Source organism: Nocardia sp. NPDC101769 (assembly GCF_044766925.1).
Lineage (GTDB): Bacteria > Actinomycetota > Actinomycetes > Mycobacteriales > Mycobacteriaceae > Nocardia.
This window is the reverse complement of sequence record NZ_JBIWMX010000055.1, coordinates 1-25,490: the sequence shown is the minus strand read 5'-3', so window position 1 is coordinate 25,490 and position 25,490 is coordinate 1. Positions and strand designations below refer to the sequence as shown.

The window sequence follows — 25,490 nt, the reverse complement described above, 5'->3', positions numbered from 1 at the left end:
AAACAACTGCCCCACAGCAACTCTCACAAGAGAGAGGAGTCGGCACCGACTACACGCCCGACCTCGGCAAACGGCCAAAGTTAACGGCATTGGCACCGAAACCGGGGCGATTCAGTGTTGACTTTTCACAATTTGTGACCGTGGATCGGCATTGGCGGACGCACCCTTCTCCTTGTCTCTAAAACGATGGTGGACACTTCACCGGCCGAAGCTGAAGGCCCTGGTTGTGATTCGCAGCGGTAGATGGCGGTGTTCTCGCAGCGCCAGGTGGCACCGATGACGAGGGGTGCTGCGGGCGGTTTCGACGACGTCGGTGGTGATGGTGTCACTCCGGCCGGCCCAGCCGGGGTCACGCCTCCATTTCCGCTGCGGCAGAAGACAGATGCCGGTAAATGGTGGGTCGGGTGACGCCGAACTCGGCCGCGATCTGCTCGACGGTGTAGCGGCGCTTGCCACGCTCGTCGAGCTCGTCGTACATCTGCCGCGCCAGATCCACCTGCCGGGGGCCGAGTTTGGGCTTCTGCCCGCCGGTGCGCCCGCGGGCGCGGGCGGCGGCCAGGCCGTCGCGGGTGCGTTCGCTCATCAGGGCATGCTCGAATTCGGCTATCGCGCCGAGGATCTGGAAGAACATGCGCCCGACAGCGGTGGAGGTGTCGATGCCCTGATCCAGTACCACCAGGTCCACGCCGCGGTCCTGCAAAGTCTTCGACAGCTCGATCAGGTGCTCGAGGGAGCGGCCGAGCCGATCGAGCTTGGTCACCACCAGCTGGTCGTTGGGCCGGTTGGCCACCAGCAGTGCCTTGCTCAACTCCGGTCGGGAGGCGAGCTTGCCCGAGGCCTTGTCGATGAAGATCTGCTCGCAGCCGGCCGCGGTGAGTGCGTCGTGCTGGGCCTCGGGATGCTGATCGCGGGTGGAGACCCGCCCATAGCCGATTCGCATGCGGCGCAGTGTATTGCGAACCCCCGACAGGTTGACATTGGCGCGTACACGGCAACCTTTACAGATTTGACGGGATCCGACCTGCGGGAACCGTCAGCACCCCAAAGTGTCTCGCGAACGAAGGTCTGCGGACATGCCCCACGGGGGATCGCATCGGATGCGACTTGCTCACAGCTGATGCGAGTGACCAGACCCAACTCTCTGTCCAGCCTGATCAGTGGCTATGCCGAACATCGTTGGATTTTCGGCGATTACTACCGGGACCCCGTAGGACCGGCGGCGGAACACACTCAGGCGGACCAGTGGAATGTTGCCCAGCGCCGTGCGGGAACGTTGGTGCAGCACGAAGACGGCCAGGACGACCACCGCCGCGCCGAGCATAAGCAGACTCCAGGTCGGCCAGCCGAGCTCGCGACCCTGTACCAGCGGGTAGATCAGCAGGCCCATGCCGGTGGCGGCGATCACCATGCCCACCACGTCCAACCCGCCGGCCTGGTTCCCGGAACCGTGCGGAAGCGTCTTGCCCCCGGCAAACACCGCGAAGGCGCCGAGCGGCAGATTGATCAGGAAGATCATGCGCCACCCGGTGCCGAAGAGGTCGGCCTTGATGAGCAGGCCGGCGATGATCGGTCCGAGCACGGTCGACAGGCCGATCGCCGGTCCGAAGACGCCCCACGCCTTGGCTTGGTCCTCACCGGGGGAACAGGTCCCTGACCAGGCCGAAGCACTGCGGCACCATGACCGCGGCGAAGACGCCCTGGAGCATGCGGGAGCCGATCAGCATTTCCGGCGAGATCGCCGCCGCGCACAGCACGGAGGCGAGCACGAAACCGACGGACCCGCCGAGCAGCATCCGCCGACGGCCGAACATGTCTCCGAGCCGGCCGCCGGTGAGCAGACCGGCAGCCATCACCAAGGTGTAGGCGGCGGCGGTCCATTGCATCGTCGAGTAGGACCCGCCGAGGTCGTGGCGGATGGCCGGCAAGGCCACATTGACGATGCTGGTGTCGAGCAGATTCATCAACGTGGCCGCCAGGATCGCGAACAAACCCAGCCAGCGTCGCGGCGCGCCCGCGGCCTCGGCCTCGGCCTCGGCCTCGATGGGGGCTTCGATGACAGTCATGACGAAATTCCTATGCGGTTGACGCGGATTCGCGGGTTCAGGAAAGTTGGCCGAAGAAACGGCGGATGTCGTCGACCAGCGTGTCGGTCGCTTCGTGTGCCGCGTAGTGTCCGCCCGCATCGTTCGGGCCGACCTCGCCCGGGGTGCCGGTGTCGTAGCTGTTCCAGCTGACGATGTTCTTGTGGTCGCGCTCCGCGAAACGACGGATCGACTGGAAGTCGCCGCTGAACATCGCCAACGCCGTCGGCACCGTGGTCGGTTCGGTGGGTTGGGTGGTGGTGTGGGCGTCTTCGTAGTAGAAGCGGATCGAGGATCCGGTGGTGTCGGTGAGCCAGTAGATCGCTACGTTGCCGATCACGAAATCCTCGTCGAGGGATTCGCCGAACAGTTGAGCGTTCCAGCCGAGCAGGCCCACCGGCGAATCGGCCAGCGCGAAGGCCAGGGTCTGTGGCTGCTGGCTGTGCAGGGTGTTGAAGGCCATCTTGTTCTCGGCGAACCAGTCGAGATGTGCCAGCGCCGCCTGGTCGTCATCGGACAGCTCCGCCATCTCCGCCGGATCGCCGGACGGGAACGAATACAGCTGCGTGACATGGACGCCGATCACCTGCTCCGGTGCGAGCCTGCCCATCTCCGGCGCGATGAAGGAGCCCGCGTCGTTGCCGATCGAACCGTATCGCGAGTAGCCGAGCCGGTTCATCAGCTCCACCCAGGCCGCGGCGGTGCGAAACCGATTCCAGCCGATGCTGCGGGTGGGGCCGGAGAATCCGAAGCCGGGCAGTGAAGGGATCACGACGTGAAAGGCGGGGTCCTCGGGCGACTGGGGTTCGGTGAGCCGGGCGATGACGTCGATGTACTCGAGGACCGACCCCGGCCAGCCGTGGGTGAGGATCACCGGGATGGCGTCGGGCCGCTCCGAACGCACGTGCAGGAAATGGATACTCGCACCGTCGATTTCGGTCGTGAACTGCGGGTAGGCGTTGAGCCTCGCCTCCAGTGCCCGCCAATCGAACCGTTCCAACCAGTACTTCGCCAGAGCTCGGACCCGCTTGTTCGGGACGCCGTAGCTGTCGCCCACCTCGGGCAGTTCGTTCGGCCACTGGGCACGACGAAGCCGGTCGGCCAGGTCGTCGAGCCGGGACTCGGGCACATCGATGCGGAAGGGGCGGATGTCTGTGTTTGCCATGCTGTTGACAGTTCTCGTAAAGACCCGGTAGCCGAATCACGAATATTCGTTATTCCCCGGCGGTCGTGTGCTGTAACGACATTGCCCTTCCTCATCGGATGTAACAGGATGACTCGGTGGTGAATCCTCCGGGCGCCCGGGCTTTTGTCGGTCGGGCGAGTGAAGCGACGGCGTTGCTGAAGGCAGTGTTCGACGATCGGATCCACACCGTGCTGATCGACGGTGAAGCGGGTATCGGTAAGTCGCGGTTGGTATCCGAGGTGGTGGATCGACTCGGCGATCGGGTGGTGACGTTGATCGGTCGGTGCCCTGAAATCGGGTCCGACGCGGTGCCGTTCGCGCCGTTCGTCGCCGTGATGCGAACTCTACTGCGGCTGCGTGGCGTCGAGGAGGTCGCCGCGACGCTGCCGCCGAGCCCGGCCCTGGCCAACTGGTTGCCGAAACTTGCCGCTCGGGTCGGCGGAGCCGCCGCCGACACCGATCGGGTCCGGTTGTTCGGCGAAGTTCTCGCCCTGCTCGAGCATCTCGCGTCCCGGCAGCCGTTGATGCTGGTGCTGGAGGACCTGCACTGGGTGGACGATTCGAGCCGAGCGCTGCTGACCTTCCTGGTGGCCAATCTCGCCGATGGCGATATCACGCTGGTCGGCACCTACCGCCGCACCGATGCCGAGCCGGTGCGGGCGCTGATCAGCGAATTGCACCGCAACCAGGGCGTGGTCGCACTCGGTCTGCACCCGTTCACCAAGCACGAGGTCGGCAGGCAATTGGCGTCCCTGCTGGGGTGCGAACCCGAATCACGGCTCGTCACAAGAGCTTTCGAGCGTAGCGGGGGGAACCCGCTGTTCGTCGAGGCGATCGGCCAGGCGCCGGACGGAACTTCGCTCGCGGCCGCCGAGCTGTTGCTCGGTTTCCAGATCGGGCTGGCCGCCGAGCCTCGGGCCGTGCTGCGCGCCGCGGCGGTCATCGGGTCGCCCGTCCGGCATGGGCTCCTGTCGGAGGCGACGGAACTATCCCAGCCACGCCTGTACGACGTGTTGCGGGAGCTGATCGGCCGACAGCTGCTGGTGACTACAGACACCGGATACGAATTTCGGCATGTGCTGATCCGACAAGCGATCTATGACGACATGCTGCCCGCCGAGCGGGTCCAGATGCACGCCCGATTGGTCCGGGCGCTCGATGCCCAGGCGGACTTGCCGCCCGAGCAGAGCCACAGCGCGGAGTTGGCCCACCATGCCATGGCAGCGGGCGATCTTCCGATGGCGCTGGCAGCGTCGTCTCGGGCCGCAGCCCTCGCGACTCGCGGCGCGGCCTACCCGGAGGCCCTGCGCCATCTCACGCGGGTGCTTGCTCTGTGGGATCGGGTCGCGCCGAATCAGAGGACCGACGATGCCTCGAAATCGACCGTGCTGGAAAGCATTATCGACGCCGCCGCGAGCAGCGGTGCGCCGGAGCAAGGCATTGCCGCGGCGGACGCCGCGTTGGCGCTGATCGATGTCGATGCCGCGCCGCGGCGCGCCGCCGAACTGCATTACCGCCGGGCCTACCTCTGCGGCCAGACCGGAATCGGACCCGGCGCGGACCTGGAGCGTGCCTTGCGGCTGCTGCCCGCCAATCGGCCGGATGCGTTGCGCGGCGAGATACTCGCCCAGCGAGCGGCGAGTCACGTCTTCAACGGCAATGCCGCAGATGCTGCGCGCGATGCGGACGCGGCGATACGTATCGCCGCGGAACTCGGCGATACGGCGCTGACCGCCCGCGCGTACGCCTACCTCGGCTTGGCGACCTCCGATCGATTCGACGTCGCCGACGGCTTTTTCGGAAAAGCGGCGGCCGCCGCCCGCGCGGCCGGCGATCCGGCGACGCTCGTCGATGTGGCCGCGTTTCACTCGACGGTGCTCTTGGTCGACGGTCGCTACCGCGACGCGATCCAGGTGATCCAGCAGGGCCTGCGGGTTGCGCACGATACTTATCGGTTCGCCGAAGCGGCCCCGATACTCCTGGTCAAATGGTCGCAGGCGCTCTACGCGCTGGGGCACTGGTCGCAGGCGCGTGACGTGGTCGACGACCTACACCTGGAACAACTGCCCCTGCATCGCGCCGCGATGCTGATCTGCATCGCCAAAATTGCTCTGGCGCAAAGCGATATGGCCCTGGCGCGACAGAGCGCGGACGAAGCCGCGCAGCTACTCGTCGGCGGTGGCTGGGCCAGACCATACCGTTTGCAATTGAAGGCCCTGCAATGCCTCATCGCGCTCGAAAGCGATGACATTGTCGGCGCCGCCGGGCTACTCGCCGCAGCGGCCGCTCCGGATGACCTGGTTGCGACGCTCGGCGCGCACCCCCATGACGCCTGGCCGCTGCTGGTTCTCGCCGCCCGGATTCCCGACGCACCGGGCGAGTTGCATGAGCTGGCAGGTTCGTTACCCGTGGTCTCGGCGCTGGACGCCGCACATCGTGCTGTCTACCTCGCGCACCGCGATCCAGCGGCCACCCACTGGGTCGCCGCCGCGGCGGCGTGGCAGGGACTGGAACAGCCCTACGAGCAAGCCCGGTGCCTGGTCGGCGCGGGACAAGCCCATGTGGCCGACGGCGATCGGGCGGCCGCCGTCACAGTCCTGAATGCCGCCGCCGACATCGCCGTAGCCCTGGACGCGAAGCCACTTTCGGCGACGATCGAGCGGATTGCGCAACGAGCCAGGCTCGCCCTCGACAAGGCCCCCGGCGTACCCCGCGGGCCGGGATCGACCGTGTCATTCGGCCTCACCCCTCGCGAGCTCGATGTGCTGCGGTTGCTTGCCACGGGGATGAGCAACCGCCAACTTGCGGGTGAACTGTTCATCAGCGCCAACACCGCGGGCGTACACGTCTCCCGCATCCTGGCCAAGCTGGGCGTCGCCAGCCGCACCGAGGCCGTCGTCATCGCTCGACAACACAATCTTCTCGATACCGACTGACACCGCGCGGCCGGTGTCCGTGGGTGGTTCGAGTTGATCAGCGTCAGTACCTGCGAAGGCGTCAACACGAAAACCAAACCCCTCAAACGGCGAATGTACGGCCGCGCAGGATTCCAGCTTCTCAGGCACCGGATCCTGCTCGGATAGCCTCACCACCGAAAGTGCGACAGAGCCGTTAAAATGGCTCTGTCCCTCTTTCGGTGGTGTCGGATAGTGAACTATGCCAACAGGATTCGGTGACGGAGTAGCTGAAAGCTGGCCCTGCCATACATCTGCCGCTTGATCAGCTTGGTCTTCGTTTTCACGCCCTCGATCGGGCCGCTGCTGTAGGGAAGGGTGAGGCCGGCGACGGCGGCGTCATGGTCCTGATCGAGACCGGTCAGGAAGGGTTCGAGTTCTGGCAGTCCGGATTCGCGGACCTTTTTCATCCAGCAGTCGAGCTCGCTGCCGAGGCGGTTGCTCATGATTCGAGCGAACTCGTGCACGAGCTTGGCGAGAGCGGTCATTTCGGGGCAGGTGGCGAGGAGTTCGTCGAGATGCGTGCGGCGCTCGGCGGGCAGCTCGGCCGGGCGGGTCATGATCCAGCTGGTGAGTCGTTTGGGCGAGGGCCCGATCCGGTCGCTGAGGTGACGGCCCTGATTTATGTACTTGTAGAGCAGGTTCAGGCTGCCGGTGTAGCCGAGTGCTTTCAGCTCCTCGAACAGGTGCAGGACCGGGGCGCCGGGGTCGGCGGCGCGACGAGCACGCAGGTGATCACGATAGGGGTCTACCAGGCAGGCCCGATACTGAGGTGGACGACGCATCCGGTCTGGCTCGGGCACTCGGGCATATCGCTTGACGGTGTTGAGCGCCAAACCCAGTCGGCGCGAGCAGTCCAGCAGGCCGACACCCTGGTCGAGCAGATCATGGATGGCCTGCCAGCGCTCGATGGTGGATTGCTCGCGTGTGAGCTGCTGGCGCTTGGGTCCGTGCGCAGCCCAGCAAACGCTGTGGGCGACGACAGCTTTCTCCACCACGCGCCCCAGTCCGTTTCACAGGTGCCAGCGGTCGGATGCCTGCACTGCTTCGGGCAGTGCCCGCCGAGCGCCTTCGGCATAGGCAGTGGAGCCGTCACGCACGATGATCTCGACGCCGGGGTGCTCGCCCAGCCAGGTGCGCAACGAGTCGGACTTGCGATCGGGCAGTATGTCGATGCGTTCATGGGTAGCGGCGTCGATCAATACGCTGGCGTAGCTCTGCCCGCGGCGCAGCGCGAAATCGTCCACACCCAGCACTTTCGGCACCGGCCGGTCCGGCAGCGGAATGCGCAGCAGCGTCCGGATCGCGGTGTGGCGCGACAACCGGCACGCCATCTGCGACAGCAGCCGGACGCTGGCCCGCCCGGCCAGCTCACGCACCACCGACCGCACCTGGCGGGTCATCCGTGTGGTGCGGCGCTGATAGCGATCCAGTACGCCGGGGACCTGTTCTCGAAATGTCTTGCAGCACTTCGCTGTCGGGCACACCAGGCGGCGGACACGGGCCTGCAGCACCACCGTCCGACCATCGAGCGGGACATCGACCATAGTCCGGCGGTGGTAGGCATGCAGCCGCACAGAGCCTGTTCCGCAGCCAGGACAAGCGGCCGGACCACCCGGAGTCCTCGCCCGCACCAGGATCCGCTCACCCTCATCGACCACATCCTCGACCACCAACGGCCACAACCCTGAAAAGACCACGGCGGCAGGCACATTCACCTCACCCACCGGTACATCGTGCCGTCAACGGCGCACAGTCGCCACCGAAAAAGGGACACAGCCGTTAATCCGACAGTCCCCCCGGATTCACCTTGTCCGGAAGAAGTGTTGCCCTCAGCCTCAGCCTATCGAGCTGCAGAAACGTTGCGGCAAGGTCTGCAGGCACTTCGGGCCACAGCACCGGGGTGGGCATCTGGGGCCCTGGGGCCGCGTTGCTTACAAAGGCATTGAGCATCTCGCCGTAGCTGGCGATGTCACGACCGGGCTGCTCGTTCATCATGGCCGTCATCGCGGGCGTTTGCGTCGAGATCATGAGCATCCTGCGCCACCGCATGGACCCCGATCGTCACCTCTGACCTTCTGCTGGGCTACTCGCCAGGAAGATCTGGGCGTGAACCGGCGGCGTGGTCGCGGTGCCCGGCCTGCTGGCCGCTCTGGACTACATGCGGCCCGGCGACATGCTCACCGTGCAGGAAGCCGACCGCCTCGGCCGCAACCTGCTCGAAGGCCTGATCGTGCTCAACGATCTGTTCCAGCAAGGCATCATGTGGGGCGGATCGGTTGCGGCGCACCATCACCCGGACGGGTGACCACCAGTGCTGTTCGGTGGCGGACCACAGTGCTGTTGGGTAGTGGGCAGGACCCAGCGGTCGTGGGCCAGCATGTCCGGGAACGGGTAGTCCTCGGGTACGCCGATCGCCCCGATATCGAGCCCGGTCTTGTCCCTGTAGGCGTCGATCACGTCGGACCACCCGGCGTCGGTGACCGTTTCGATGATGGTGTGCCAGCCGGTGCAGACCTTGTCCTCGTAGGCGGCCACGAATGTCCATCCCAGCAGTGGCGTGGCCGCGCGGATCTTGTCGCGCTCCTGCTTGCTGGTCTTGTGGATGCGCTCGGGCTCGCGTACCGCCATGTCGAACCGTTTCGCCATCATGCACTCCCCGAGGGTGTAGTCGACCACGAAAACGCTGGCAGTCGAGCCTAACTGTGCGCCCGCACCCGCCCGGATGATCTTGAACAAATCGTGACCGGACCGCGCGGTGTACAGGTCTGATGTGCAGCGACGTCGTCGAGCGGCGCGGATTTCGGGCCGAGGCGCCATCGTGGGCGCCAGACCGGGATGGGTTGTGGTGGATTGCTTGCGCGGCGAGGTCTCGGCTCGTTGGATCTCGCCGCGCAAACGCGTATCCGATCGTCGACCCCTTCGGTGGCTTCCGCTGGCTCAGGGCGGGGCCGCAGGGATCTGCCGGGCAACTGAGTCCCGACCGGGAACGGCATTTCACACCAACGAGTGATTCGCGGCCGAGAACACGGTGGATGGCCCTTTCGCCCTCTGGTTGTCCGCGGTGCGGGGGCTGGCCTGGAGATCAGTCGGCAACCCGCGACACAGCGGTGATCTCGGGCACGTGCTTGTAGATCGTCGAGCGCGAGACCCCGAGCATGCGGGCGATCGAAGACACCGATTCGTCAGGCCGGGTGAGCATTGCCCGGGCCTGGCGGATCTGCTCGGCGTTCATGGCCGGCGGGCGGCCCAGGCGCTGACCGCGGGCGCGGGCGGCGGCCAGGCCCTCGTGGGTGCCGTCGACGATCAGCTCGCGGATGAACTCGGCCAGCGCGGCGAAGACGTGGAACACCAGGCGCCCGCCGAGGGTGGTGGTATCGAGTGCTTCGTGCAGGGACCGGAATCCGATGCCGCGCTTACGAAGTCCGGCGACGATCGTGATCAGGTCCTGCAGGGAGCGGCCGAGCCGATCCAGCGCGGGCACGACCAGGGTGTCGCCGGGCCGCAGGTAGTCGAGGCACTTGTGCAGTTCCTCGCGTTCGACGTTCTTGCCGGACTTCTTGTCGGAGAACACCTTCTGGCAACCGGCCTCGCGGTGGAACTCGACGCCGCCGGGGGCAATGCCGCATACCGCGCTGACCGAACCGGCCGGCGTGGGGCATCGGAAGATCAACTGGCCGTGCCGATCCGAGGCCGGCGGAACGTCTGCAACTGCCGAGTTTGGTGCGCCGAGTGCCAGCGCGCCGACTTTCTGCGGGGCGATTCAGGGCCACGATAATTGCGCGTAGTTGCAGGCGGGGTCATGCAGTATCCCGTGGTGTGGTGCAGGAGGTTGCTGCTGAAGTCCCTTGCCCACCCGCAACCGGAAGAGCCCGAAATACGTTATCGCACAGGATAATCGGTCGCGGGTGGGTCGTTGCCGGTTACCGAGCCGGCGGGCTGACCGGGCTGGTCACTCCACGACGGCACTGACCTGGTAGAACGTGATCAACCATTGGCCATCGGTGTTTCTGGTGGCGAGAAGGCCGAGGTTCAGCGGAAGAGCTACTCCGTCGGGGCGGGTGAAGTCCGTTCGTAGGTAGGCGAGGGCGATGTTGTCGGAGAGTCGACGGGTCTCGTGGAAGTGGTATTTCACCGTGAGGCCGACCGGCTGCGAATTGTAGTAGTCGTATACGCCCTGGCGGTCGGTGCTGTGGGGGTGCAGGCCTTGGAAGATGGCGTCTTCGGTGAAGACCGCGGCGGCTCGGCCGGGGTCGTGTGCGTCGATGCCTGCCTTCCACTCGTCGAGCAGAGTGCGCAGAATGTCTTCAGTGCCCGGCATTTTGGCCTCCGTCGACGTGCAGGATCTCGCCGGTGACGAACTTCGCCTGTTCGAGGTAGAGGACGGCGTCGACCACGTCGTCGATGTCGCCCATGTGACCCAGCGGGTGCAGGGAGTCAAGGAGATCGTGTGTCTGTTCGGGGTGCATCGGGGTGCGGATGATGCCCAGCGCCACGGTGTTGGCGCGGATGCCGCGGGCGGCGTACTCGATGGCCAGAGCTTTCGTCACGGCTGTCAGTCCGCCCTTGGTGAGCGAGGCGAGCGCCGAGGGCACCTTCGCCAGCGCGTGCTCGACCAGTGTGGTGGACACGTTGACGACGTGACCGCCGTGGCCTTGCGACTCCATTGCCGCAATCGCAGCCCGCGTCACGTCGAAGAAGCCGCGCAGGTTCACGCCCGTGACCGCATCGAAGTCGTCGTCGGTGTACTCGGTGAACGGTTTGGCGATGAAGACACCGGCGTTGTTGATCAGCGTGTCCACCCTGCCGAACCGCGCCACCGCGGCGTCGACCAGTGACCGGCCCACGCGCGCAACGCTGATGTCGCCGGCCACGGTGTGGATTCGTGGATCGTCGATTTCACCGATGGTGCGCGAGTTGGCGACGATGTTGTAGCCGAGCTTGTAGTAGCCCGCGACGAGCCCGGCGCCGATGCCCTGGGATGCGCCGGTGACGATGACGACGGGGTTGGAGTTGCTCATGATCGTCGGTTCCTTTCGTGGTGTCCGGTCGGTCACCCGCAGCAACCGGACCCCGAAGCGAGAAACTCCCGATCGGTTCGACCGCCTTCCTCGATCGTGGAAGGCGGTTCCTCCCACCGCATCTCAGCGGGCGTGCGGGTCCACCGATGGCACCCAGGAATCTTCAGCGCCGAGGCCTGGATCGGTATCCGCGCCGGCGGTGAGGGCGTCGATCGCGGCGAGCACCGGCGGCCGGTTCTCGTCGGCCCGCGACACCAGCGACCACGTCCAGAACACGCGCGGCGACACGACTTCCCGGCGCATGAGGTCGCGCGGGATCGGGGTGGTCTGCCCCTTGGGCGAGTTGATGATCGGCCGGTCCGAGCGCCGCACGTGGTCGAAGAACGCAGGGCCGGTGATGCCGCTGTCGGTGATGTCCACGCCCCGCGCGCCCAGATCGCCGACGAGGTGCTGGGCGAACACATTCCACGACGACCAGGACGTGACGTCCGCGTCGATGAGCACCGTGGTGCGCGCCGCCGGTATGGGGTCCGACGGTCCGGCCGGTGCCACCGCGTAGAGCCGGTCAGCGCCGATCAACCGGGCGCGCAGGCCCAGCCGCTCGAGGTCGTCGCGGGTCAGCCAGCACACCGCGAGATCCAGGCTGCCGTCCGCCACCCGCGCGGCCTGGGTGTGCGACGGCGCGACCCACGCATCGACGTGCACCTGCGCGACCGCAGCGGTCCGCCGGGACAGGTCGGGCGGGAGCCAGTTGACGTAGCCGAGCCGGACCGGCGCGGAGCCCGACAAGGCGGTGGCGCGACGCTCGAGCGCTGCACTGCGCTCCAATAGCTCGCGCACATCGGGCAGCAGTGCAGCGCCCTGCGGGGTGAGAGCCACTGAGCGTCGGTCCCGGTCGAACAGGCGGACTCCGAGGTCGCGCTCCAACGCCTTGATCTGTTGCGACAGCGAAGGACCCGCGATCAGCAGTCGTTCGGCGGCGCGACTGAAGTTCAAATCCTCGGCGACCGCTACGAAGTAGCGGAGCTGGCGAAGTTCCACGGCTCACGAGCGTACGCCGGTAGGAGGCTCTGCCTAACAGTCGCGAGGAAGCCGGTCGTGGCGGTGGCGGACAGTCCGCGGACACGATCAGTGTGTCCCGCCGGAACCGTCCGGTGGGACACGGACAGCAAATGAGGCGAGAGGTCATGCAGGAGTTCCTGGTTCAGATCATCACCACAATCCCCGACGGCACCCCGGACGAGGAGGTCGCCCGCCGCCGTGCCGCCGAGCAGGTGCGCGCCCGTGAGCTTGCTGCCGCCGGAAACCTCTACCGGCTATGGCGACCGGTCGGCGAGCTGCGCAGCATCGGTATCTGGTGTGCGGCGACGCTCGAGGAGCTGCAGCACAAGGTGCTCGACACGCTGCCCCTGCGCCCGTGGATGACCATCGATGTCGCACCGCTGCAGGCCCACCCGAACGACCCGGGACGCCTCCAGTGACGAGCCTCCGAATCCGCGAGCCGGTACCGACGATCGTTTCCGAGGCGCCCTGGCGCACTACCGCACGGTCCGGTCTCGCTCTGGCAGCAGCAATGGGTTTGGGGCGCTTCGTCTACACCCCGATCCTGCCCCTCATGCACCAGCAGGCGGGTCTGTCCGCACAGGCCGGCGCTGCGCTGGCCACCGCCAACTATGCCGGCTATCTCGCCGGTGCGGTGGCGGCCATGGTGTGGCCACGGCTCACTCGCTCCACGACTGTGTTCCGCGTGACGCTGCTGGTGCTGGTGGCCTCGTTGGCCGGTATGCCGTTGACCCAGGACCAGGGTGGATGGGCCGCGTTGCGCGTGATCGCGGGCATCGCCAGCGCTCTGATCTTCGTGACCGCGGTGTCGACCATGCTGGCCCGGCTTCCCGGCGGTGCCGCGTCGGTGGGCTGGGGCTTCGGTGGTATCGGCGTCGGCATCGTGTTCTCGGCAGTGCTGCTGTTGGTGATCGGGTCAGCCGGCGATTGGCGCCTGGCCTGGGGCCTCGCGGCCGTGCTCACGTTGTTTCTGGGAGGAGGGGCGTGGGGCCTTCGGACCGCGGTGTCATCGGGTGGCGGGCCGGCGCCCTCGCCGGTGCATAAATCAGGCTCGCTGGCGAGTATGGCTGCGCTGTTCGGCTCATACACGCTGGAAGGCGCGGGATACATCATTGCCGGCACGTTCCTGGTGGCGGCAATCGGACAACGCTCTCCCGGCTGGGTGGGTACTGCGGCGTGGGGCGTCGTCGGCCTGGCCGCTATCCCATCGGCGGTGTTGTGGGCAACATCGACCCGGCTCGTCTCCCACCGCACAGTGCTGATCGCAGCACTGGTCGTGCAGGCTGTCGGGATTGCGCTGCCCGCAGCAGTTCCGGGACTGTCCGCCGCGCTGGTGGCGGCCGCTCTGTTCGGCGGAACGTTCATCGGGATCACCACGCTCACCCTTGCGCTGGGCGCGACCACGGGTCCCTCGTGGTCGGTCGCGTACCTCACGATGGGCTACTCGGTCGGCCAGATCGTGGGCCCGCTGCTCGCAGCGCCTGTGCTGCACAGTGGTTACCAGTCGGCACTCCTGGTAGGAGCGACGATCGTGGTAGGGGCGGCCATCGCGCTTCTCATCCCGCACCGCGTCTGAGCGCCATCGTGACACCAGGAGAACCACTGCCGATTCGGTTGATGAACACCATCAGGGCCGATCGACACGGCGTACACGACGCACTGACCACGCCCGCCAATCTGCATGCCTGGCTCGTTGCGGTCGCGCCGGAATTCGCCGCGGGCCACAGCCCCGGGCCGGATCGGATCGCACTCGGCGACTTCCGCGCACTGCGTGATGCACTGCGCAGACTCGCAGCCCTGCAAACCGATGACGCTCGGCCCGCCGCCGCGGCGGCGACCACCGATCCCACCGATCCCACCGATGCCATCGATGCCATCGCCGCCATCAACGATGCCGCCACACTCGTACCCGTCGTGCCCCAGTTGGAGTTGCGCGAGGGCCAACTCTCCCGCGCAACCACGCGGCCGGCGACATCGGCACTGCGTGTGCTGTCCGGGATCGCCCGCGAGGGCATCGAATTACTCACCGGCCCAACAAGGATCGATCTGCGCGCCTGCCACGCGCCAGGCTGCCTCAACTACTTCGTCAAGGACCACCCACGCCGGGAATGGTGCTCACCGGCCTGCGGCAACCGGGCCCGCTCCGCACGCCACTACCACCGGCACACCACCCAACCCGACACAAACCAGTAGCGGACCGCACTCGACACTGTCCACAGCATCGTGGCGACCCGGCCACCGTCGCGTGCTCGCCCTCGACGGCGAGGACCTCGAACACCGACACCAACTGATGAGATGGCACAGCTAGCTGTGGTGTCTCACGAGGTTGGTTCCTGGTGTGGAGCCAAATTCCTGCCGTGTCAGGACAATTCTCTGTGTGCGATGGGAGGCGAGAATGGTTAGCCGGCTGTGGTGGGGGTGAGGTCGACGCCGGGCGGGGGGCGCAGGCGGCGGAAGGTGCCGTCGAAGGCGGTGACGTAGAGGGCCCAGTTGTCGCCGTCGGGGCCGATGCGTACCGAGGAAGGGCCGGTCCAACCAGGGGAGAAGCCGGTGGCGATCGAACAGGTGGCGCCGGTGGCCGGGTCCACGCGATCGATCGAGCCCTTGATATGGGCTGCGACGTAGAGGGTTCCGGCCTGGCTGATGGTGAGGTCGTCGTCGCCGGGGAACAGGCCGTCGAGCCGGCCCACCGTGGTCCAGTGCACCGGGTCGGCGACGGGGATCCGGTAGATCAGTCCGGTGATGATGTCGTCGGTGTAGATGGTGCTGCCGTCGGCGCTCAGTGTCAGGCCCTCGGCGCGTGGCACCGGGCTCCAATTCGCTTGCACCGCACCGGTGTCGTGGTGGTAGATGCTGACGCCGGCCGGGGGCAGCGATTCGTAGCCGAGCCAGGTGGTCAACAGGTCTCCGTTCGGCAGCCGCAACAGACCGTTGCCGAACAGGCCGGAGACCTTGGTTATTGCGCCGGTTTCGGTGTCCAGCGCTTGCACGCCGGTACCGTCGGCCAGATTGCCGATGATGTACAGCGTGGTGCCGTCGCGCTGCAGCCCCATGGCGCTGGCGGCGGCATCGTCGGGTATTACGGTGACTACACCGGCGGCGTCGATGTCGTAAATCTTGTGCCCGTTCAGCGGCGAGACGTAGAAGCCGCCGTGCCCGTCGGTTTCGAGGTTCTCGAGGTCGCCCAAATTCTGTGCCACGGTGTCCATCTGCCAGCCGTCACACCCGGACACCGGGTCGGTCTGCGCCACCGCCGCCGACACCGTCCCCGCCAACAGCGCCCCGACAAACCCGACAGCGCCGAACCCGCGCCCAACTCTCCCCACACGGTCAGACGCTAGTCGGCGGTCGCCCCATTCGTCATCAGGACGAACAATGCCGCGAACTGGGGCGGCGATGGCTAGCTGTGCCGAGGGGCGGCGGGTACCCGAGCAAAACCGAAACCACACAGTTGCCTCCGCTTCCTACCGGGCCAGCTCGAATACGAGCCCTTACCAGTCTCAATCCCCCGTACCGGTCCTGCCACCCACTGCGAGCGAGGTCTCCATGCCTACCCCAGCACACGCGCCGCCGCCCCGCCGACGGTCGGGTTCGCGTGCCACGCAAACCGACAGCCTGTAGGCCCGACGCCCTCTGCCCTGCCGCCCGGCGCGCCGCCGGGCTGGCCGAATGCAACGCGCCCAGCCGAGGGATCGGCCGGGCGCGCACGGTATTTCGCAGACGAGGTGAGGGTCAGGATTCGTCGAGTAGTTCGAAGACCCGCACTGGTGTGGTGTCCATGTACTTCTCGTACTCCTTCGGCTGGTCGGCTTTGAAGCGGGCACTGTCGAACTGCAGGGTTTGGTACTGCTGGTGCAGATCGGGGGCTTCGCGTTGGAGTCGCTCGGGGTTGAACCTGGCCCGGGACTTGCCGATCCGCCACATCGCGATACCGGCGATGCCACTGGTCTTGCCGATCGCGATTTTCAAAGCCGCAGTCAGCCGGGAGATCTCGTTCTCGGCGTCTTTGACCTGGTTTTCCAGCCGGGCCTTCTCGGTGAGCATGTCGTGGAGCTGGTGGTGCAGCATCGTCATGTCCGCGGTCGGCGCCAGCACCTCCTCGTCCGGGGACGCCTCTTCGAGCTGGGCCACCGCAGCCTTGTCGGCCTTCTCACGCGGCAGTTCCCGCTCCACGTACTCCTGCGCGGCCGCCAGCACCCCGACCACCTCGGCGGGGGTGAACCGGAAGATCTCGCTGCGCGGGCGCACCAGCCGTGCGGCGTAGCGCTGCTTGATGAACTGCTCACCGGCCAGCGCGTCGGCGCCGGTCGCGGTGGACACCGACCGGAACAGTGTCAATGTCGACGGACACCCGGTCTGCAACTGGTTGCGCCGCTTTTCCAGACTGTTCGAGGTCTTACCGATCTTGAACAAGTCGTCATTGCCGAGCTGAAACGCATAGATGTATGCCATGAGAACGATCCCTCCCTGGAACCCAGACTGAACACACGGCGGCCATCCCTCACCGCCACGAACAATCGCGAGTGTGACATACACCAACGACACGAAAAGCGTTGTCACGCAACATATAACAGGCCACATGGTATGAATCGGCCGATTACGCCGACACCGAAACCCGTTGTTGCACTTGCACACTCATTTGTCACCTACAGTTCTCTGGACTGGAGAAAGCAGAGCCTCGTATTCGGCGTTGGAAACCGGCGCGCCAGCACGACGCCCCGATGACCGGCGACGGGCACAGGCGATCACCGCGCAAGCCGCGCCTGAACGTCGAGGGGTTCCGGTAGTAAACGCGCGAAAAACAACGAAGTTCGCTTGACCGGCGGCGATGGCGCTCGGCCCTGGGCCTCGTGTACCAGGTGACACGATTCTTACGCCGCAGTCCGCCGTGGGTTCAGCCGAACTGAAGGCATTTCACCGCTAACTCACGTTGGTTCGCGTCGTCGGGCGCGGATTCGCGGTGAGTTCGACTGCGATCCACGCCGTTTCGCGGGCGGTCACTACTGGGGCGGTTGCTCACGTTCGTCGACAGCACATCGAGCTCGAAAACGGCGATCTCGTCATCGGTCGCCGGAGCCCGGAACTCGCGCAGGTCCCGCACCGCCGACAGCGCCAACCCACGCCTCCTTGACTTCACTCTCGGTGAAGAACTTTCGGTATGGCCGCAGAGTGATCGGCCGCGCAGAGGCTACTTCACCCGGGTGATCAAGTGCATCGAAACGCCAATCAAGCCTGGTCCAGGCACGAAACAGAGAAAGGAAGTCAGTCGCGTGGCTCAGGAACTCGTCGACTGTTGATTACCAGGCGCGAGCACAGCAACGGACCCAGCATGGCAACCATCAACGCCGCCACCGCCGAAGCAGCCCGCCAACGCGCTGAGCTGCTGGCCACTCTCAGCGAGGCCATCACCTAACCTGGACCAGTCGTGTTCGACCGGGGAGGGGTGCGCGAAATGCGAAGCCTGGAAGAGGAATTCGCCGACTTCATCGACCATGTGAAGTCAATCGACCCGAACACGCTGACCGCCCAGCGTGATGGACTGCGCAGGGAACTGGCCATCCTCGACCAGGCGGTGGCCGCCGTCCCCGCCGGCGCCCGCCGTAGCGAGCTGGACAAGCTGAGCCGGGAGGCCTTCACCGTGCTGGCACGCCGGGTCTACACCCTGGACCACCCTCCCGTGCTCGGGCCCGACCGACACCGGGAGCGGTAGCCGCACCGGGGCTACCGAGGATCAGGGAGTTCGAGCACTTCCAGCCACCCGACCGGCTCCCACCGGTAGAACCCGGGCCCGCGGGTACCGTCCTCGTAGCGGAATCCCTGCCACCAAACCACGATCCAGTCGTTGACCGCATCCGGCGGCGTGGACTGCACGACCTGGCGGGCGTTCGGGTCTTCGACCGAGGACAGGAAGTCGCCCTCGTAGACGGTCGGGTAGTGCCCTTCCGGGGCCACCCATCCGATGCGGTCACCGCCGGTGGTGTCGGCCAGGTCCGGCCGCCGGACCTTCGTCCGTGGTGGCAGCGGCATGCGCCGATCATGCCAGCCCGCCGCCCTCACGGTGGCTAGGTGTGCGGGCCCTTCGCCGTCGGCCAGGGCGGCCGGGATCTCGTCGAACACGGCAGGGGTCCCTCGTCGGGTCTCAGTCCTCTTGGGCCGGAACCAGTTCCGTGACGCGCGTCGGGAACGGGTAGCAGCCGGGCGCGTCCTTGTCGACGGACTCCACCGTCGCGGTCTCGCCCTCGATAGCGAGGACCTCGAACACCGACACCCCGCTGCTGACCAACTTCACCCGATCGCCGACTGCCACCACACACCCGAGCCTATACGAACAGGTGTTCGATAGCGGCGTTAGGGTGTTGGTGTGCCCGCCTCCGAACGTGAACGCCGGTATCGCCCGCTCTATGCGGTCGACGGCGTGGCCGCGTCCCCGGATCAGCTGGTCCGCACCGCGAGCGGGTGGAGCGAACCGGTGCCGGTGCGCTGCTACAACGGGCACTCCCTGCTCGGAGACAACAAGGCCCTGGTGGGCTGGATCCCGTGCCCGGCGCCGGCCGCCGCCGACGGGAGCTCCCCGACACGGACCGGGCATCGGACACACCAGTGCCGGAACTAGGCGATATTGCATCTGATGCAACTGCGCAGCCAGATGCGTGATCTCAACCAATCATGCTGGTAAACGGCATCATAGCGCCGGTGTGATCGCTCCGACGCCGGTACCGAAGGCGGTCTTGCCGCAGGTCTGTCGCCCGAAATCAGATGCAACAATGTTGCGTCTGATACAACATCGGGGTGATCGAACCTCACGCTGATCCAGCACGCCGCGCAGCGGAGTTGTCGCTCGCATCGAATGTGCGGCATCTGGATCCGGAATCAGCGGTCTACACGGCGATGATCTCGGGGTGGGCCGACCAGCAGCGCGCCCGGTTCCTGGCACAGGACACGGTCCAGCAGCGGATCGCACTGGTGCGCCGGTTCTCCGACTTCTCCGGCCTGTATCCGTGGCAGTGGACAGTGGCCGAGGTCGAGGCATGGTTCGCTTCCCTGGTGTCCGGTCCGTGTCCGCGGGCGTTCACGACGATTCGCGGCTACCAGCTGGCGCTGCGAATGTTCTGCGACTACCTGACCGATCAGCGCTACGGGTGGGTTGCGTTGTGTCTGGAGCGGTTTGGGCAGGCACCGACCCAGATCCTGCACGAATGGAACACCGTCAGCCATGTCAGCGAGTTCGAGGGCAACCCGCGCCGACGGGCCCTGACCTACGACGAAGTACAGGACCTGTTCGACGCCGCCGACGGTCAGGTCGAGAAGATCCGCGGCCGTGGCCGTAAGGGCGCGGTACCGGCGCTGCGGGACGCGGTGCTGCTGAAAACGGTCTACGCCTTCGGGTTACGGCGCCGCGAAGCGGCCGGGCTCGATCTGGCCGACCTTCGCGTCAACCCGAAGATGCCGGACTACGGGCGGATCGGCGGGGTGTTCGTACGCTTCGGGAAGTCGGCGCGAGGCGGGCCGCCGAAGCGACGGACCGTGCTGACGGTGCCCGAGATGGACTGGATCGTCGACATCGTTGACCACTACCTCGAGGAAGTCCGACCCTGCTTCGGTGCCGGCGCCCACCCAGCACTGTGGACGACCGAGCGGTGCGGCCGGATGACCGTACGCGGCGTCAACGAAGCGTTTTCCGGTGCCCGTGACGCTGCAGGCCTGGCACCGGAGCTCGACCTGCACTGTCTGCGCCACTCCTACATCACTCACCTGATCGAATTCGGGTATCCGGAGAAGTTCGTGCAGGACCAGGTCGGGCACGCCTACGCGAGCACGACCGCGATCTACACCCACGTCTCCGACGAATACCGTTCCCGGCTGGTCCGGGAAGCACTAGCCAAACGCAACCTCTGGGAGGAGGCCCCGAAGTGATCAAGAAGATGGGCTACGAGTGGCACCTACGGCGGCTCATGGCCGACCGCGGCATGTTCCAGACCTCGGACCTGACCGGGCCACTGGCCGAGCGGGGAGTAACCCTGTCCCGAGAACAGCTGTGGCGGTTGGTCAGCCAGCCGCCACAGCGGATGTCGATGGACGTGCTCGCCGCGCTGTGCGACATCCTCGATTGCGGCCCAGGCGATCTGATCGAGATCCGCGCGGCGAACACGACGATCCGCAAGACCGGCAGCGGCCCTGCCGGGCCCGCCCCGTCACCGCGCCGCACCACCGTCCGCCGGCCTCACCCGAAGGCATGACCACCCGGGCACAGCGGCGGACGGAGACGGTCCTGCAGCGCGTAGCCGATCGCCTGCTGAGCGATGTCCCCGCCGTCGCGGCCGGCGATGGGGCGGCCCTACTCGCCGAGGCCCACGTGGACATGTCGAGAACGATCCGCCAGGTGGACACCTACCTCGCCTCGCACCCCGACGGGCTGACCGCGCCCGGCCCGGACTGCCCCGCCGGAATACTGCGGCTGACCCGCCTACTGGCTGCGAAGGGCTACCCGGTCACCCCGCCACCGTGCGCGAGCTGCGGTCACCATCGGGACCTGGCACACCAGAGTCCTGCCGGCCGCATCTGCTCGACCTGCCACTTCAAAGGTCCCGGCACGACGATCTGCACCGCCTGCGGCCGAACCCGGCGGCCGGTCGCCCGATATGGCGACACGGTGCTCTGCTCGAGCTGCTACCGCAGCGACTCTCGCTTGCACCGGGAATGCAGCGGCTGCGGCCGGATGCGGACACCGGATTCCCGCAGCAGCGAGGGCCGGCCGCTATGCCAAGGCTGCGCCGAACGTCCCCGCCACCGCTGCATCGACTGCGGCCAGGACCGACCGGCTCACGCTCGCACCGCCACCGGCCCGGTCTGCAAGACCTGCTACCGCCGCTCACACCTGCCCCGCCGCCGCTGCGGGCGGTGCGGACTCGTCAAGCCGATCGCCGTCCGCGCGATCGGCGCACACCATCCCGACCTCTGCGACCACTGCTGGTACCTCACCACCCACCCCCGCCCCGCCAAACCGGCACCGCGCGCGAAGAACCTCACCGCCCACCAGCCACCGAAACCAGCTCTGCGGCAACGCGCGCCGGGCGAGCCTCGGCCGAAGGGGCGAACCTACGCCGCCTGCTGCTTCTGCGGACGGCACAAGCTGATCACTGTCACCTGGCCGATCGGTCCGGTCTGCGCGGTCTGCTACCCCCGGGCGAAAGAACATCCCGCCAGCTGCGCCGACTGTGAGCGATTCCGGATACTGATCGGCAAAAATACTGCCGGGCAACCGATCTGCGGCCCCTGCTCAGGGAGCCGATTCGACTACCAGTGCACTTGGTGCGGCCAGGCAGGACGAAACTACATGGCCGGCAGATGCTTCCGATGCTGCGTCGAAGTTCGGCTGCAGGCGATGCTCGGCGACACCGACGGCCGGATCCCAGATCACCTCGTACCGCTGACCGAGAGACTCCTGGCCGCCGAGAAACCCCGCAGTGTCCTTATCTGGCTACGAAAGAGCACTGCGGCGCAGTTGCTCGCGGATCTGGCTGCCACCGGCGAACCGATCACACACGCGCTACTCGACCAACAGCCGCCAGCCCGCGCGGTCGAGGTTCTGCGGGCGATGCTGACGCATTCCGGCATCCTGCCTGAACGGCTCGACCACCTCGATCGCCTCACACCCTGGCTCGACGCCCTGCTCGAATCCGCCCCCACTCATCACGCCCGCCTGATCCGCCCGTATGCCCAGTGGCATCTCCTTCACCGGGCCCGGCGCCGCGCGCACCGCCGCGGCACATTCACTGTCGGGTCCAGCATCAACGTCCGCCGGACCATCCGAACAGCCCTGCAATTCCTAGGATGGCTCGACGACCAGCAGATCGACCTGGCGGCGGTCACCCAGCACGACATTGACGCCTGGCTCATCGGAGGAACGTCACGGCGCTACCTCGCTCGGTACTTCCTGCATTGGGCGGCAGGCAAGCACCTCGCACCGGCGGAGATCATCATCCCGGCACCGAAATCCGGTCAGCCCAAAACCTTCAGCTCCTACGCCGACCACGTACGGCAACTGGACCGGTGCCTGCACGACAGCAATCTTCCGGTCGATGTCCGGGCCGCCGGCGCGCTGATCTTGCTGTTCGGACTCCGGACCACCGAGGTGATCACCCTGCGCGCCGACCAGCTGGTCGAAGACGCTAGCAACCGCTACCTCCGGATCGGTGACAGAACTATCCCCCTGCCACCGCTTCTCGCTGACCTGCTCCAGCGACTTCCGGTCCGGCGGCCTGGGCGCCACACCGTTCTCGCTCCGTATCCGGCAGCGGCCAAGCTGCTGTTCCCCGGGTTCAGTCTGTCCAAGCCGATCTATCCAGACGCTCTCGGAAACCGCCTCCTGCGGCACGGCATCGCGCCGAAGGCCGGCCGCAACACCGCCCGCGCCACTCTCGCCGCTGACCTGCCCGCCCCGATTCTGGCCAGCATCGCTGGCATCGCAGACGAGACGGCCGCCAACTGGACGCTGAGGGCCCGTCGCGACTGGAACGGCTACATCGCACTCCGCGCCGCCGACCGGCCCGACATTTCGCCCCGGAACTGATGGCACCTGGCACAGCTATTGCGCCTGTATGTCCGCGCTTCCGACGTACTCGAAGACCGCGCCGTCGGGATGGCGAAGAACGGCGCGGAGACCGTTCGGAGTGGGCTGCGCGGGAGAGATCTCGCTGGCGCCGGCACTCTTCGCTGACGCCACGATCTGAAGCAGATCCCGCACAACCAAAGTCGCTGCGACCCCTTCGAACCGCGCCGCGATTGCTTCAGACCCACTGAACAGCAGAAACGGTCCGACCGCCGCCAACTGCAACCCGCTGAACTCGAACAGGTCAGCGGTCTCACCTGTCAGCTGTTCATAGAACGGAATCGCGGCGTGAAGGTCATCCACTTTGTGACGCAGGGTCACCGAGGTAACCGGCAGGCCGATTGTCGGCGCATCAAGCGCTCCGCATCGAGCAGTGGGAGTTCGTAGTCCGTCTGCGAGGAGATCAAGCATGTCTGCGGCGGCGGCGGGCGATCCCGCGGCCGCCACAGCGATGCCGTGGGCGAGTTTGAGCAGATCACCGGCAATGATCGTGGGCCGAATATGCCCGTCAGCCTGGGCGGCGGTCAGCAGCCGGGCGCAGGCTACGGTGAGTGCGCGGTGGCGGTCCTCGAGCGTGGTGTCTGCATCGTGGTCGGCGAGCAGGACTGCGAGCCCTCGGAACGAGGTGGTGAACTCGATCAACTCGAGTAGCCATTCGCGCAGTGCGATCTGCGTCGTGGCCGACGACGTCATCAGTTCGTCCGAGCGGGTGGCGAGCCGGTCGGCCCTGGTATCCAGCACAGCGTGAACCAATTCCACTCTGCCCCGGAAGTGCCGATGCAGCGTCGCCGAGCCAACGTTCGCGGCGACAGCAATCTCGTCCAGAGGCACATCCACCCCACGCTGCCCGAACAAGCGCGCGGCTGCGTCCACGATCCGGTCTCGGTTGGCTCGAGAGTCGGAACGAACGCGACGTTGCCGGTCTGCCACCGCATTACCTCCTTGGTATCCTCTCCATCATAAACGGGGTACTACCCCACTTAGTGGATGGGGTGCCATCCGAGGAGCGAGGGGCTGTCATGTCCGAAGCGATCGCCGAGCGAGACCGCAGGCTGGGGAACTTCATCTCCGCGACATCGTTCGAGGAATATCGGGCGCGATTCGCGCCACATTTCCGACTCGAGCGCCGCGACGGCATCCTCGTGGTTCGTATGCACTACAACAACGGGTCGGCCATCTGGTCCCGGGGCTTGCTGAACGCGTGGAATCTGCTGCTGGGGGTCATCGGCGCCGACCGCGGCACCGAGGTCGTGGTCTTCACCGGAACCGGTGATGCCTGGATCGGCGGAGTCGAGGCCGAATCGTTCGCGCAACCGCTGTCGCAATGGGGTCCCGACCTCGTCCACGAGCAGTACACCGATGGCATCAAGATCCTGGAAAGGCTGGTCTTCGATCTCGATGTGCCCACCATCGCGGCGATCAACGGGCCCGGGATACGGATGGAGCTGCCGCTGCTGTGCGACCTGACCCTCTGCACGCCGGATGTGTCGTTCGGTGACGGTAATTTCCGCGCCGGCTCCGTTCCCGGCGATGGCATGTATCTGATGCTGCGCGATCTCGTCGGCGTCAAACGCGCCAACCACATCGTGTACACGGGGCAGCGCATACCCGCCGAGGACGCCCGCCAGCTCGGTCTAGTGAACGAGGTGCTGCCCCGCGCCGAGCTGCTGACTCGCGCACTGGATCTGGCGGCGGAGATCACGACCGTGCCCCGCACGGCTCGTCGTCTCACACACGCGGTCATGGCTCGCGCCTGGCAGCGCCGCCTCGTCAGCGAGTTACGCGACCACTACGCCCACCAACTGCTGAGCATGACCACACGCGACGCGTAATACCCGGCACGCGAACTACGGGCCAGCCCACAGCGTCAGCTTGCGTCGGGGCAGGCGTCGGACATCCGCAGCGGTGAATTCCGCAGGGACCGAATACGTGTTGGTTGCCAGTCCTGCGGCGCGACGGTGTACACCCCGCCGCTGGATTACCCCGAATGCGCCTGCGAGCGGCGTGTGGCCGAGCGGAGTGCACCCTGAACCGAGAGGTCAGATCGCCCAGGAGATCAGGTGCGAGATCAGGATCGCTGAGACGCACAGCGTGATGAACCCGAGGGGCAGCATCCACCAGCGCAAGCGGGTTTCGTCGCGCAGGCTCTTCGGGAGGACCCCGGCGGCGCGCAGGGCGCGGATCTCACCGAGGGTCTGCACCTGGCCGGGCGTGTATCGGAACGGCTGCCGGGGAGGGACCGGGCAGTACGGGGTGTCGTGCCAACCCCATGAGCAGTTGGTGCAGATGTAGCGGACCTGGTGAATCATGCCGCGCCTCCCCTTGTGCGTCCCACTGCTCGCCGATGGTGACACCCCTGCTGTCCCTGAGGGTATCCAGCCCGTCCGACAGCCTCGGGTCAAGTCCCGGGGAGTGGTGTAGCTGGGGTGGTCACCGCGTGATCCGAAATATCGGTCAGGCGGTGAGTTCTGCTGGTGTGGTGTCCTCCTGTTCGTCGGTGGGTGTCAGCCCGCGGGAGCGGGCCAGGACGTCGAGGCCGAGGTAGCGTCGGCCTTCGATCCATTCGTCGTGTTGCTC

General features: G+C 66.5%; 28 protein-coding genes and 1 pseudogene. 11 read left to right on the top strand and 18 right to left on the bottom strand.

Annotated features, from left to right (window positions below):
* Nucleotides 1-349: 349 nt before the first annotated feature.
* From ACIRRA_RS42470 to ACIRRA_RS42455, 4 genes are all read right to left on the bottom strand, one after another.
* The gene (locus ACIRRA_RS42470; RefSeq protein WP_402780595.1) at nucleotides 350-940 is read right to left on the bottom strand and encodes a recombinase family protein; all 591 of its coding nucleotides are present in this window, start codon (nucleotides 938-940) and stop codon (nucleotides 350-352) included.
* A 168-nt stretch (nucleotides 941-1,108) separates the two neighbouring features.
* On the bottom strand, nucleotides 1,109-1,579 hold the full coding sequence (locus tag ACIRRA_RS42465) for a hypothetical protein (RefSeq protein WP_402780592.1): 471 nt from the start codon (nucleotides 1,577-1,579) through the stop codon (nucleotides 1,109-1,111).
* Nucleotides 1,580-1,631: 52 nt separating this feature from the next.
* Nucleotides 1,632-2,063, bottom strand: coding sequence for an MFS transporter (locus tag ACIRRA_RS42460; RefSeq protein ID WP_402780589.1), 432 nt, complete (start codon nucleotides 2,061-2,063; stop codon nucleotides 1,632-1,634).
* A 37-nt stretch (nucleotides 2,064-2,100) separates the two neighbouring features.
* A complete protein-coding gene (locus tag ACIRRA_RS42455) occupies nucleotides 2,101-3,246 on the bottom strand; it encodes an epoxide hydrolase family protein (RefSeq protein ID WP_402780586.1) in 1,146 nt (381 codons plus the stop codon).
* Nucleotides 3,247-3,362: 116 nt separating this feature from the next.
* Here ACIRRA_RS42455 and ACIRRA_RS42450 point away from each other — a divergent pair, with 116 nt between their 5' ends.
* Nucleotides 3,363-6,203 (top strand): AAA family ATPase, encoded by a 2,841-nt coding sequence (locus ACIRRA_RS42450; protein WP_402780583.1) that lies wholly within the window; start codon nucleotides 3,363-3,365, stop codon nucleotides 6,201-6,203.
* Nucleotides 6,204-6,421: 218 nt separating this feature from the next.
* Here the strand turns inward: ACIRRA_RS42450 and ACIRRA_RS42445 are convergent.
* A pseudogene (locus ACIRRA_RS42445) lies at nucleotides 6,422-7,948 on the bottom strand (ISL3 family transposase).
* A gap of 55 nt (nucleotides 7,949-8,003) precedes the next feature.
* Nucleotides 8,004-8,252 carry a hypothetical protein gene (locus tag ACIRRA_RS42440; RefSeq protein ID WP_402780580.1) on the bottom strand — a complete coding sequence of 83 codons (249 nt, stop codon included), beginning with the start codon at nucleotides 8,250-8,252 and terminating at the stop codon, nucleotides 8,004-8,006.
* Between the two features lie 91 nt (nucleotides 8,253-8,343).
* Between ACIRRA_RS42440 and ACIRRA_RS42435 the strand changes: the two genes are divergently transcribed.
* Nucleotides 8,344-8,529: a recombinase family protein gene (locus tag ACIRRA_RS42435; protein WP_402780577.1), complete on the top strand. Its 186-nt coding sequence runs from the start codon at nucleotides 8,344-8,346 to the stop codon at nucleotides 8,527-8,529.
* Here ACIRRA_RS42435 and ACIRRA_RS42430 read toward each other — a convergent pair.
* The 5 genes from ACIRRA_RS42430 to ACIRRA_RS42410 form a co-directional block, all read right to left on the bottom strand.
* Nucleotides 8,514-8,960 (bottom strand): hypothetical protein, encoded by a 447-nt coding sequence (locus tag ACIRRA_RS42430; RefSeq protein ID WP_402780574.1) that lies wholly within the window; start codon nucleotides 8,958-8,960, stop codon nucleotides 8,514-8,516. The genes ACIRRA_RS42435 and ACIRRA_RS42430 overlap by 16 nt on opposite strands.
* A gap of 346 nt (nucleotides 8,961-9,306) precedes the next feature.
* Nucleotides 9,307-9,894, bottom strand: coding sequence for a recombinase family protein (locus tag ACIRRA_RS42425; RefSeq protein ID WP_402780571.1), 588 nt, complete (start codon nucleotides 9,892-9,894; stop codon nucleotides 9,307-9,309).
* A 279-nt stretch (nucleotides 9,895-10,173) separates the two neighbouring features.
* On the bottom strand, nucleotides 10,174-10,542 hold the full coding sequence (locus ACIRRA_RS42420; protein ID WP_402780568.1) for a YybH family protein: 369 nt from the start codon (nucleotides 10,540-10,542) through the stop codon (nucleotides 10,174-10,176).
* Nucleotides 10,529-11,242: an SDR family NAD(P)-dependent oxidoreductase gene (locus tag ACIRRA_RS42415; RefSeq protein WP_402780565.1), complete on the bottom strand. Its 714-nt coding sequence runs from the start codon at nucleotides 11,240-11,242 to the stop codon at nucleotides 10,529-10,531. The genes ACIRRA_RS42420 and ACIRRA_RS42415 overlap by 14 nt, the downstream gene beginning before the upstream one ends.
* Nucleotides 11,243-11,365: 123 nt before the next feature.
* Complete coding sequence (locus ACIRRA_RS42410) at nucleotides 11,366-12,283, bottom strand: LysR family transcriptional regulator (protein ID WP_402780562.1); 918 nt, start codon at nucleotides 12,281-12,283, stop codon at nucleotides 11,366-11,368.
* Nucleotides 12,284-12,414: 131 nt separating this feature from the next.
* On the opposite strand from ACIRRA_RS42410, the gene ACIRRA_RS42405 reads away from it, so the two are divergent.
* From ACIRRA_RS42405 to ACIRRA_RS42395, 3 genes are all read left to right on the top strand, one after another.
* Complete coding sequence (locus ACIRRA_RS42405; protein ID WP_402780559.1) at nucleotides 12,415-12,723, top strand: muconolactone Delta-isomerase family protein; 309 nt, start codon at nucleotides 12,415-12,417, stop codon at nucleotides 12,721-12,723.
* Nucleotides 12,724-12,815: 92 nt separating this feature from the next.
* Nucleotides 12,816-13,880, top strand: coding sequence for a YbfB/YjiJ family MFS transporter (locus ACIRRA_RS42400; RefSeq protein WP_402780556.1), 1,065 nt, complete (start codon nucleotides 12,816-12,818; stop codon nucleotides 13,878-13,880).
* Nucleotides 13,881-13,888: 8 nt separating this feature from the next.
* A complete protein-coding gene (locus tag ACIRRA_RS42395) occupies nucleotides 13,889-14,497 on the top strand; it encodes a CGNR zinc finger domain-containing protein (protein WP_402780553.1) in 609 nt (202 codons plus the stop codon).
* A gap of 206 nt (nucleotides 14,498-14,703) precedes the next feature.
* Here the strand turns inward: ACIRRA_RS42395 and ACIRRA_RS42390 are convergent, their stop codons facing one another.
* From ACIRRA_RS42390 to ACIRRA_RS42380, 3 genes are all read right to left on the bottom strand, one after another.
* Entirely contained in the window at nucleotides 14,704-15,630 is a 927-nt protein-coding gene (locus ACIRRA_RS42390) for an SMP-30/gluconolactonase/LRE family protein (protein ID WP_402780550.1), read from the bottom strand.
* Nucleotides 15,631-16,036: 406 nt separating this feature from the next.
* Complete coding sequence (locus ACIRRA_RS42385; protein ID WP_402780547.1) at nucleotides 16,037-16,756, bottom strand: GIY-YIG nuclease family protein; 720 nt, start codon at nucleotides 16,754-16,756, stop codon at nucleotides 16,037-16,039.
* 442 nt (nucleotides 16,757-17,198) lie between these two features.
* Nucleotides 17,199-17,420 (bottom strand): hypothetical protein, encoded by a 222-nt coding sequence (locus ACIRRA_RS42380; RefSeq protein ID WP_402780544.1) that lies wholly within the window; start codon nucleotides 17,418-17,420, stop codon nucleotides 17,199-17,201.
* 336 nt (nucleotides 17,421-17,756) lie between these two features.
* On the opposite strand from ACIRRA_RS42380, the gene ACIRRA_RS42375 reads away from it, so the two are divergent.
* A complete protein-coding gene (locus tag ACIRRA_RS42375; protein ID WP_402780541.1) occupies nucleotides 17,757-18,014 on the top strand; it encodes a hypothetical protein in 258 nt (85 codons plus the stop codon).
* An 11-nt stretch (nucleotides 18,015-18,025) separates the two neighbouring features.
* On the opposite strand, the gene ACIRRA_RS42370 is transcribed toward ACIRRA_RS42375, so the two are convergent.
* Nucleotides 18,026-18,421 carry a hypothetical protein gene (locus ACIRRA_RS42370; protein ID WP_402780538.1) on the bottom strand — a complete coding sequence of 132 codons (396 nt, stop codon included), beginning with the start codon at nucleotides 18,419-18,421 and terminating at the stop codon, nucleotides 18,026-18,028.
* A gap of 22 nt (nucleotides 18,422-18,443) precedes the next feature.
* Complete coding sequence (locus tag ACIRRA_RS42365; RefSeq protein WP_402780535.1) at nucleotides 18,444-18,614, bottom strand: hypothetical protein; 171 nt, start codon at nucleotides 18,612-18,614, stop codon at nucleotides 18,444-18,446.
* A 51-nt stretch (nucleotides 18,615-18,665) separates the two neighbouring features.
* On the opposite strand from ACIRRA_RS42365, the gene ACIRRA_RS42360 reads away from it, so the two are divergent.
* The 4 genes from ACIRRA_RS42360 (at nucleotide 18,666) to ACIRRA_RS42345 (ending at nucleotide 22,874) form a co-directional block, all read left to right on the top strand.
* Nucleotides 18,666-18,917 (top strand): hypothetical protein, encoded by a 252-nt coding sequence (locus ACIRRA_RS42360; protein WP_402780532.1) that lies wholly within the window; start codon nucleotides 18,666-18,668, stop codon nucleotides 18,915-18,917.
* Nucleotides 18,918-19,093: 176 nt separating this feature from the next.
* Complete coding sequence (locus tag ACIRRA_RS42355; RefSeq protein WP_402780529.1) at nucleotides 19,094-20,218, top strand: tyrosine-type recombinase/integrase; 1,125 nt, start codon at nucleotides 19,094-19,096, stop codon at nucleotides 20,216-20,218.
* Nucleotides 20,215-20,541: a helix-turn-helix domain-containing protein gene (locus tag ACIRRA_RS42350; protein ID WP_402780526.1), complete on the top strand. Its 327-nt coding sequence runs from the start codon at nucleotides 20,215-20,217 to the stop codon at nucleotides 20,539-20,541. The genes ACIRRA_RS42355 and ACIRRA_RS42350 overlap by 4 nt, the downstream gene beginning before the upstream one ends.
* Nucleotides 20,538-22,874 (top strand): hypothetical protein, encoded by a 2,337-nt coding sequence (locus ACIRRA_RS42345; RefSeq protein WP_402780523.1) that lies wholly within the window; start codon nucleotides 20,538-20,540, stop codon nucleotides 22,872-22,874. The genes ACIRRA_RS42350 and ACIRRA_RS42345 overlap by 4 nt, the downstream gene beginning before the upstream one ends.
* Before the next feature lie 15 nt (nucleotides 22,875-22,889).
* Here the strand turns inward: ACIRRA_RS42345 and ACIRRA_RS42340 are convergent, their stop codons facing one another.
* Nucleotides 22,890-23,786, bottom strand: a complete 897-nt coding sequence (locus tag ACIRRA_RS42340; protein WP_402780520.1) for a TetR family transcriptional regulator — start codon at nucleotides 23,784-23,786, stop codon at nucleotides 22,890-22,892.
* 146 nt (nucleotides 23,787-23,932) lie between these two features.
* Here ACIRRA_RS42340 and ACIRRA_RS42335 point away from each other — a divergent pair, with 146 nt between their 5' ends.
* The gene (locus ACIRRA_RS42335) at nucleotides 23,933-24,745 is read left to right on the top strand and encodes an enoyl-CoA hydratase/isomerase family protein (RefSeq protein ID WP_402780517.1); all 813 of its coding nucleotides are present in this window, start codon (nucleotides 23,933-23,935) and stop codon (nucleotides 24,743-24,745) included.
* A gap of 207 nt (nucleotides 24,746-24,952) precedes the next feature.
* On the opposite strand, the gene ACIRRA_RS42330 is transcribed toward ACIRRA_RS42335, so the two are convergent.
* Nucleotides 24,953-25,222 carry a hypothetical protein gene (locus ACIRRA_RS42330; RefSeq protein WP_402780514.1) on the bottom strand — a complete coding sequence of 90 codons (270 nt, stop codon included), beginning with the start codon at nucleotides 25,220-25,222 and terminating at the stop codon, nucleotides 24,953-24,955.
* Nucleotides 25,223-25,490 lie beyond the last annotated feature (268 nt).

What these genes read in the sequence shown, in the direction of transcription:
- ACIRRA_RS42405 (WP_402780559.1), top strand. Translation starts at nt 12,415, where the DNA reads ATGAGGCGAGAGGTCATGCAGGAGTTCCTGGTTCAGATCATCACCACA.
- ACIRRA_RS42470 (WP_402780595.1), bottom strand. Translation starts at nt 940, where the DNA reads ATGCGAATCGGCTATGGGCGGGTCTCCACCCGCGATCAGCATCCCGAG.
- ACIRRA_RS42460 (WP_402780589.1), bottom strand. Translation starts at nt 2,063, where the DNA reads ATGACTGTCATCGAAGCCCCCATCGAGGCCGAGGCCGAGGCCGAGGCC.
- ACIRRA_RS42345 (WP_402780523.1), top strand. Translation starts at nt 20,538, where the DNA reads ATGACCACCCGGGCACAGCGGCGGACGGAGACGGTCCTGCAGCGCGTA.
- ACIRRA_RS42330 (WP_402780514.1), bottom strand. Translation starts at nt 25,222, where the DNA reads ATGATTCACCAGGTCCGCTACATCTGCACCAACTGCTCATGGGGTTGG.
- ACIRRA_RS42440 (WP_402780580.1), bottom strand. Translation starts at nt 8,252, where the DNA reads ATGATCTCGACGCAAACGCCCGCGATGACGGCCATGATGAACGAGCAG.
- ACIRRA_RS42335 (WP_402780517.1), top strand. Translation starts at nt 23,933, where the DNA reads ATGTCCGAAGCGATCGCCGAGCGAGACCGCAGGCTGGGGAACTTCATC.
- ACIRRA_RS42455 (WP_402780586.1), bottom strand. Translation starts at nt 3,246, where the DNA reads ATGGCAAACACAGACATCCGCCCCTTCCGCATCGATGTGCCCGAGTCC.
- ACIRRA_RS42375 (WP_402780541.1), top strand. Translation starts at nt 17,757, where the DNA reads ATGCGAAGCCTGGAAGAGGAATTCGCCGACTTCATCGACCATGTGAAG.
- ACIRRA_RS42415 (WP_402780565.1), bottom strand. Translation starts at nt 11,242, where the DNA reads ATGAGCAACTCCAACCCCGTCGTCATCGTCACCGGCGCATCCCAGGGC.
- ACIRRA_RS42400 (WP_402780556.1), top strand. Translation starts at nt 12,816, where the DNA reads ATGGGTTTGGGGCGCTTCGTCTACACCCCGATCCTGCCCCTCATGCAC.
- ACIRRA_RS42420 (WP_402780568.1), bottom strand. Translation starts at nt 10,542, where the DNA reads ATGCCGGGCACTGAAGACATTCTGCGCACTCTGCTCGACGAGTGGAAG.
- ACIRRA_RS42385 (WP_402780547.1), bottom strand. Translation starts at nt 16,756, where the DNA reads ATGGCATACATCTATGCGTTTCAGCTCGGCAATGACGACTTGTTCAAG.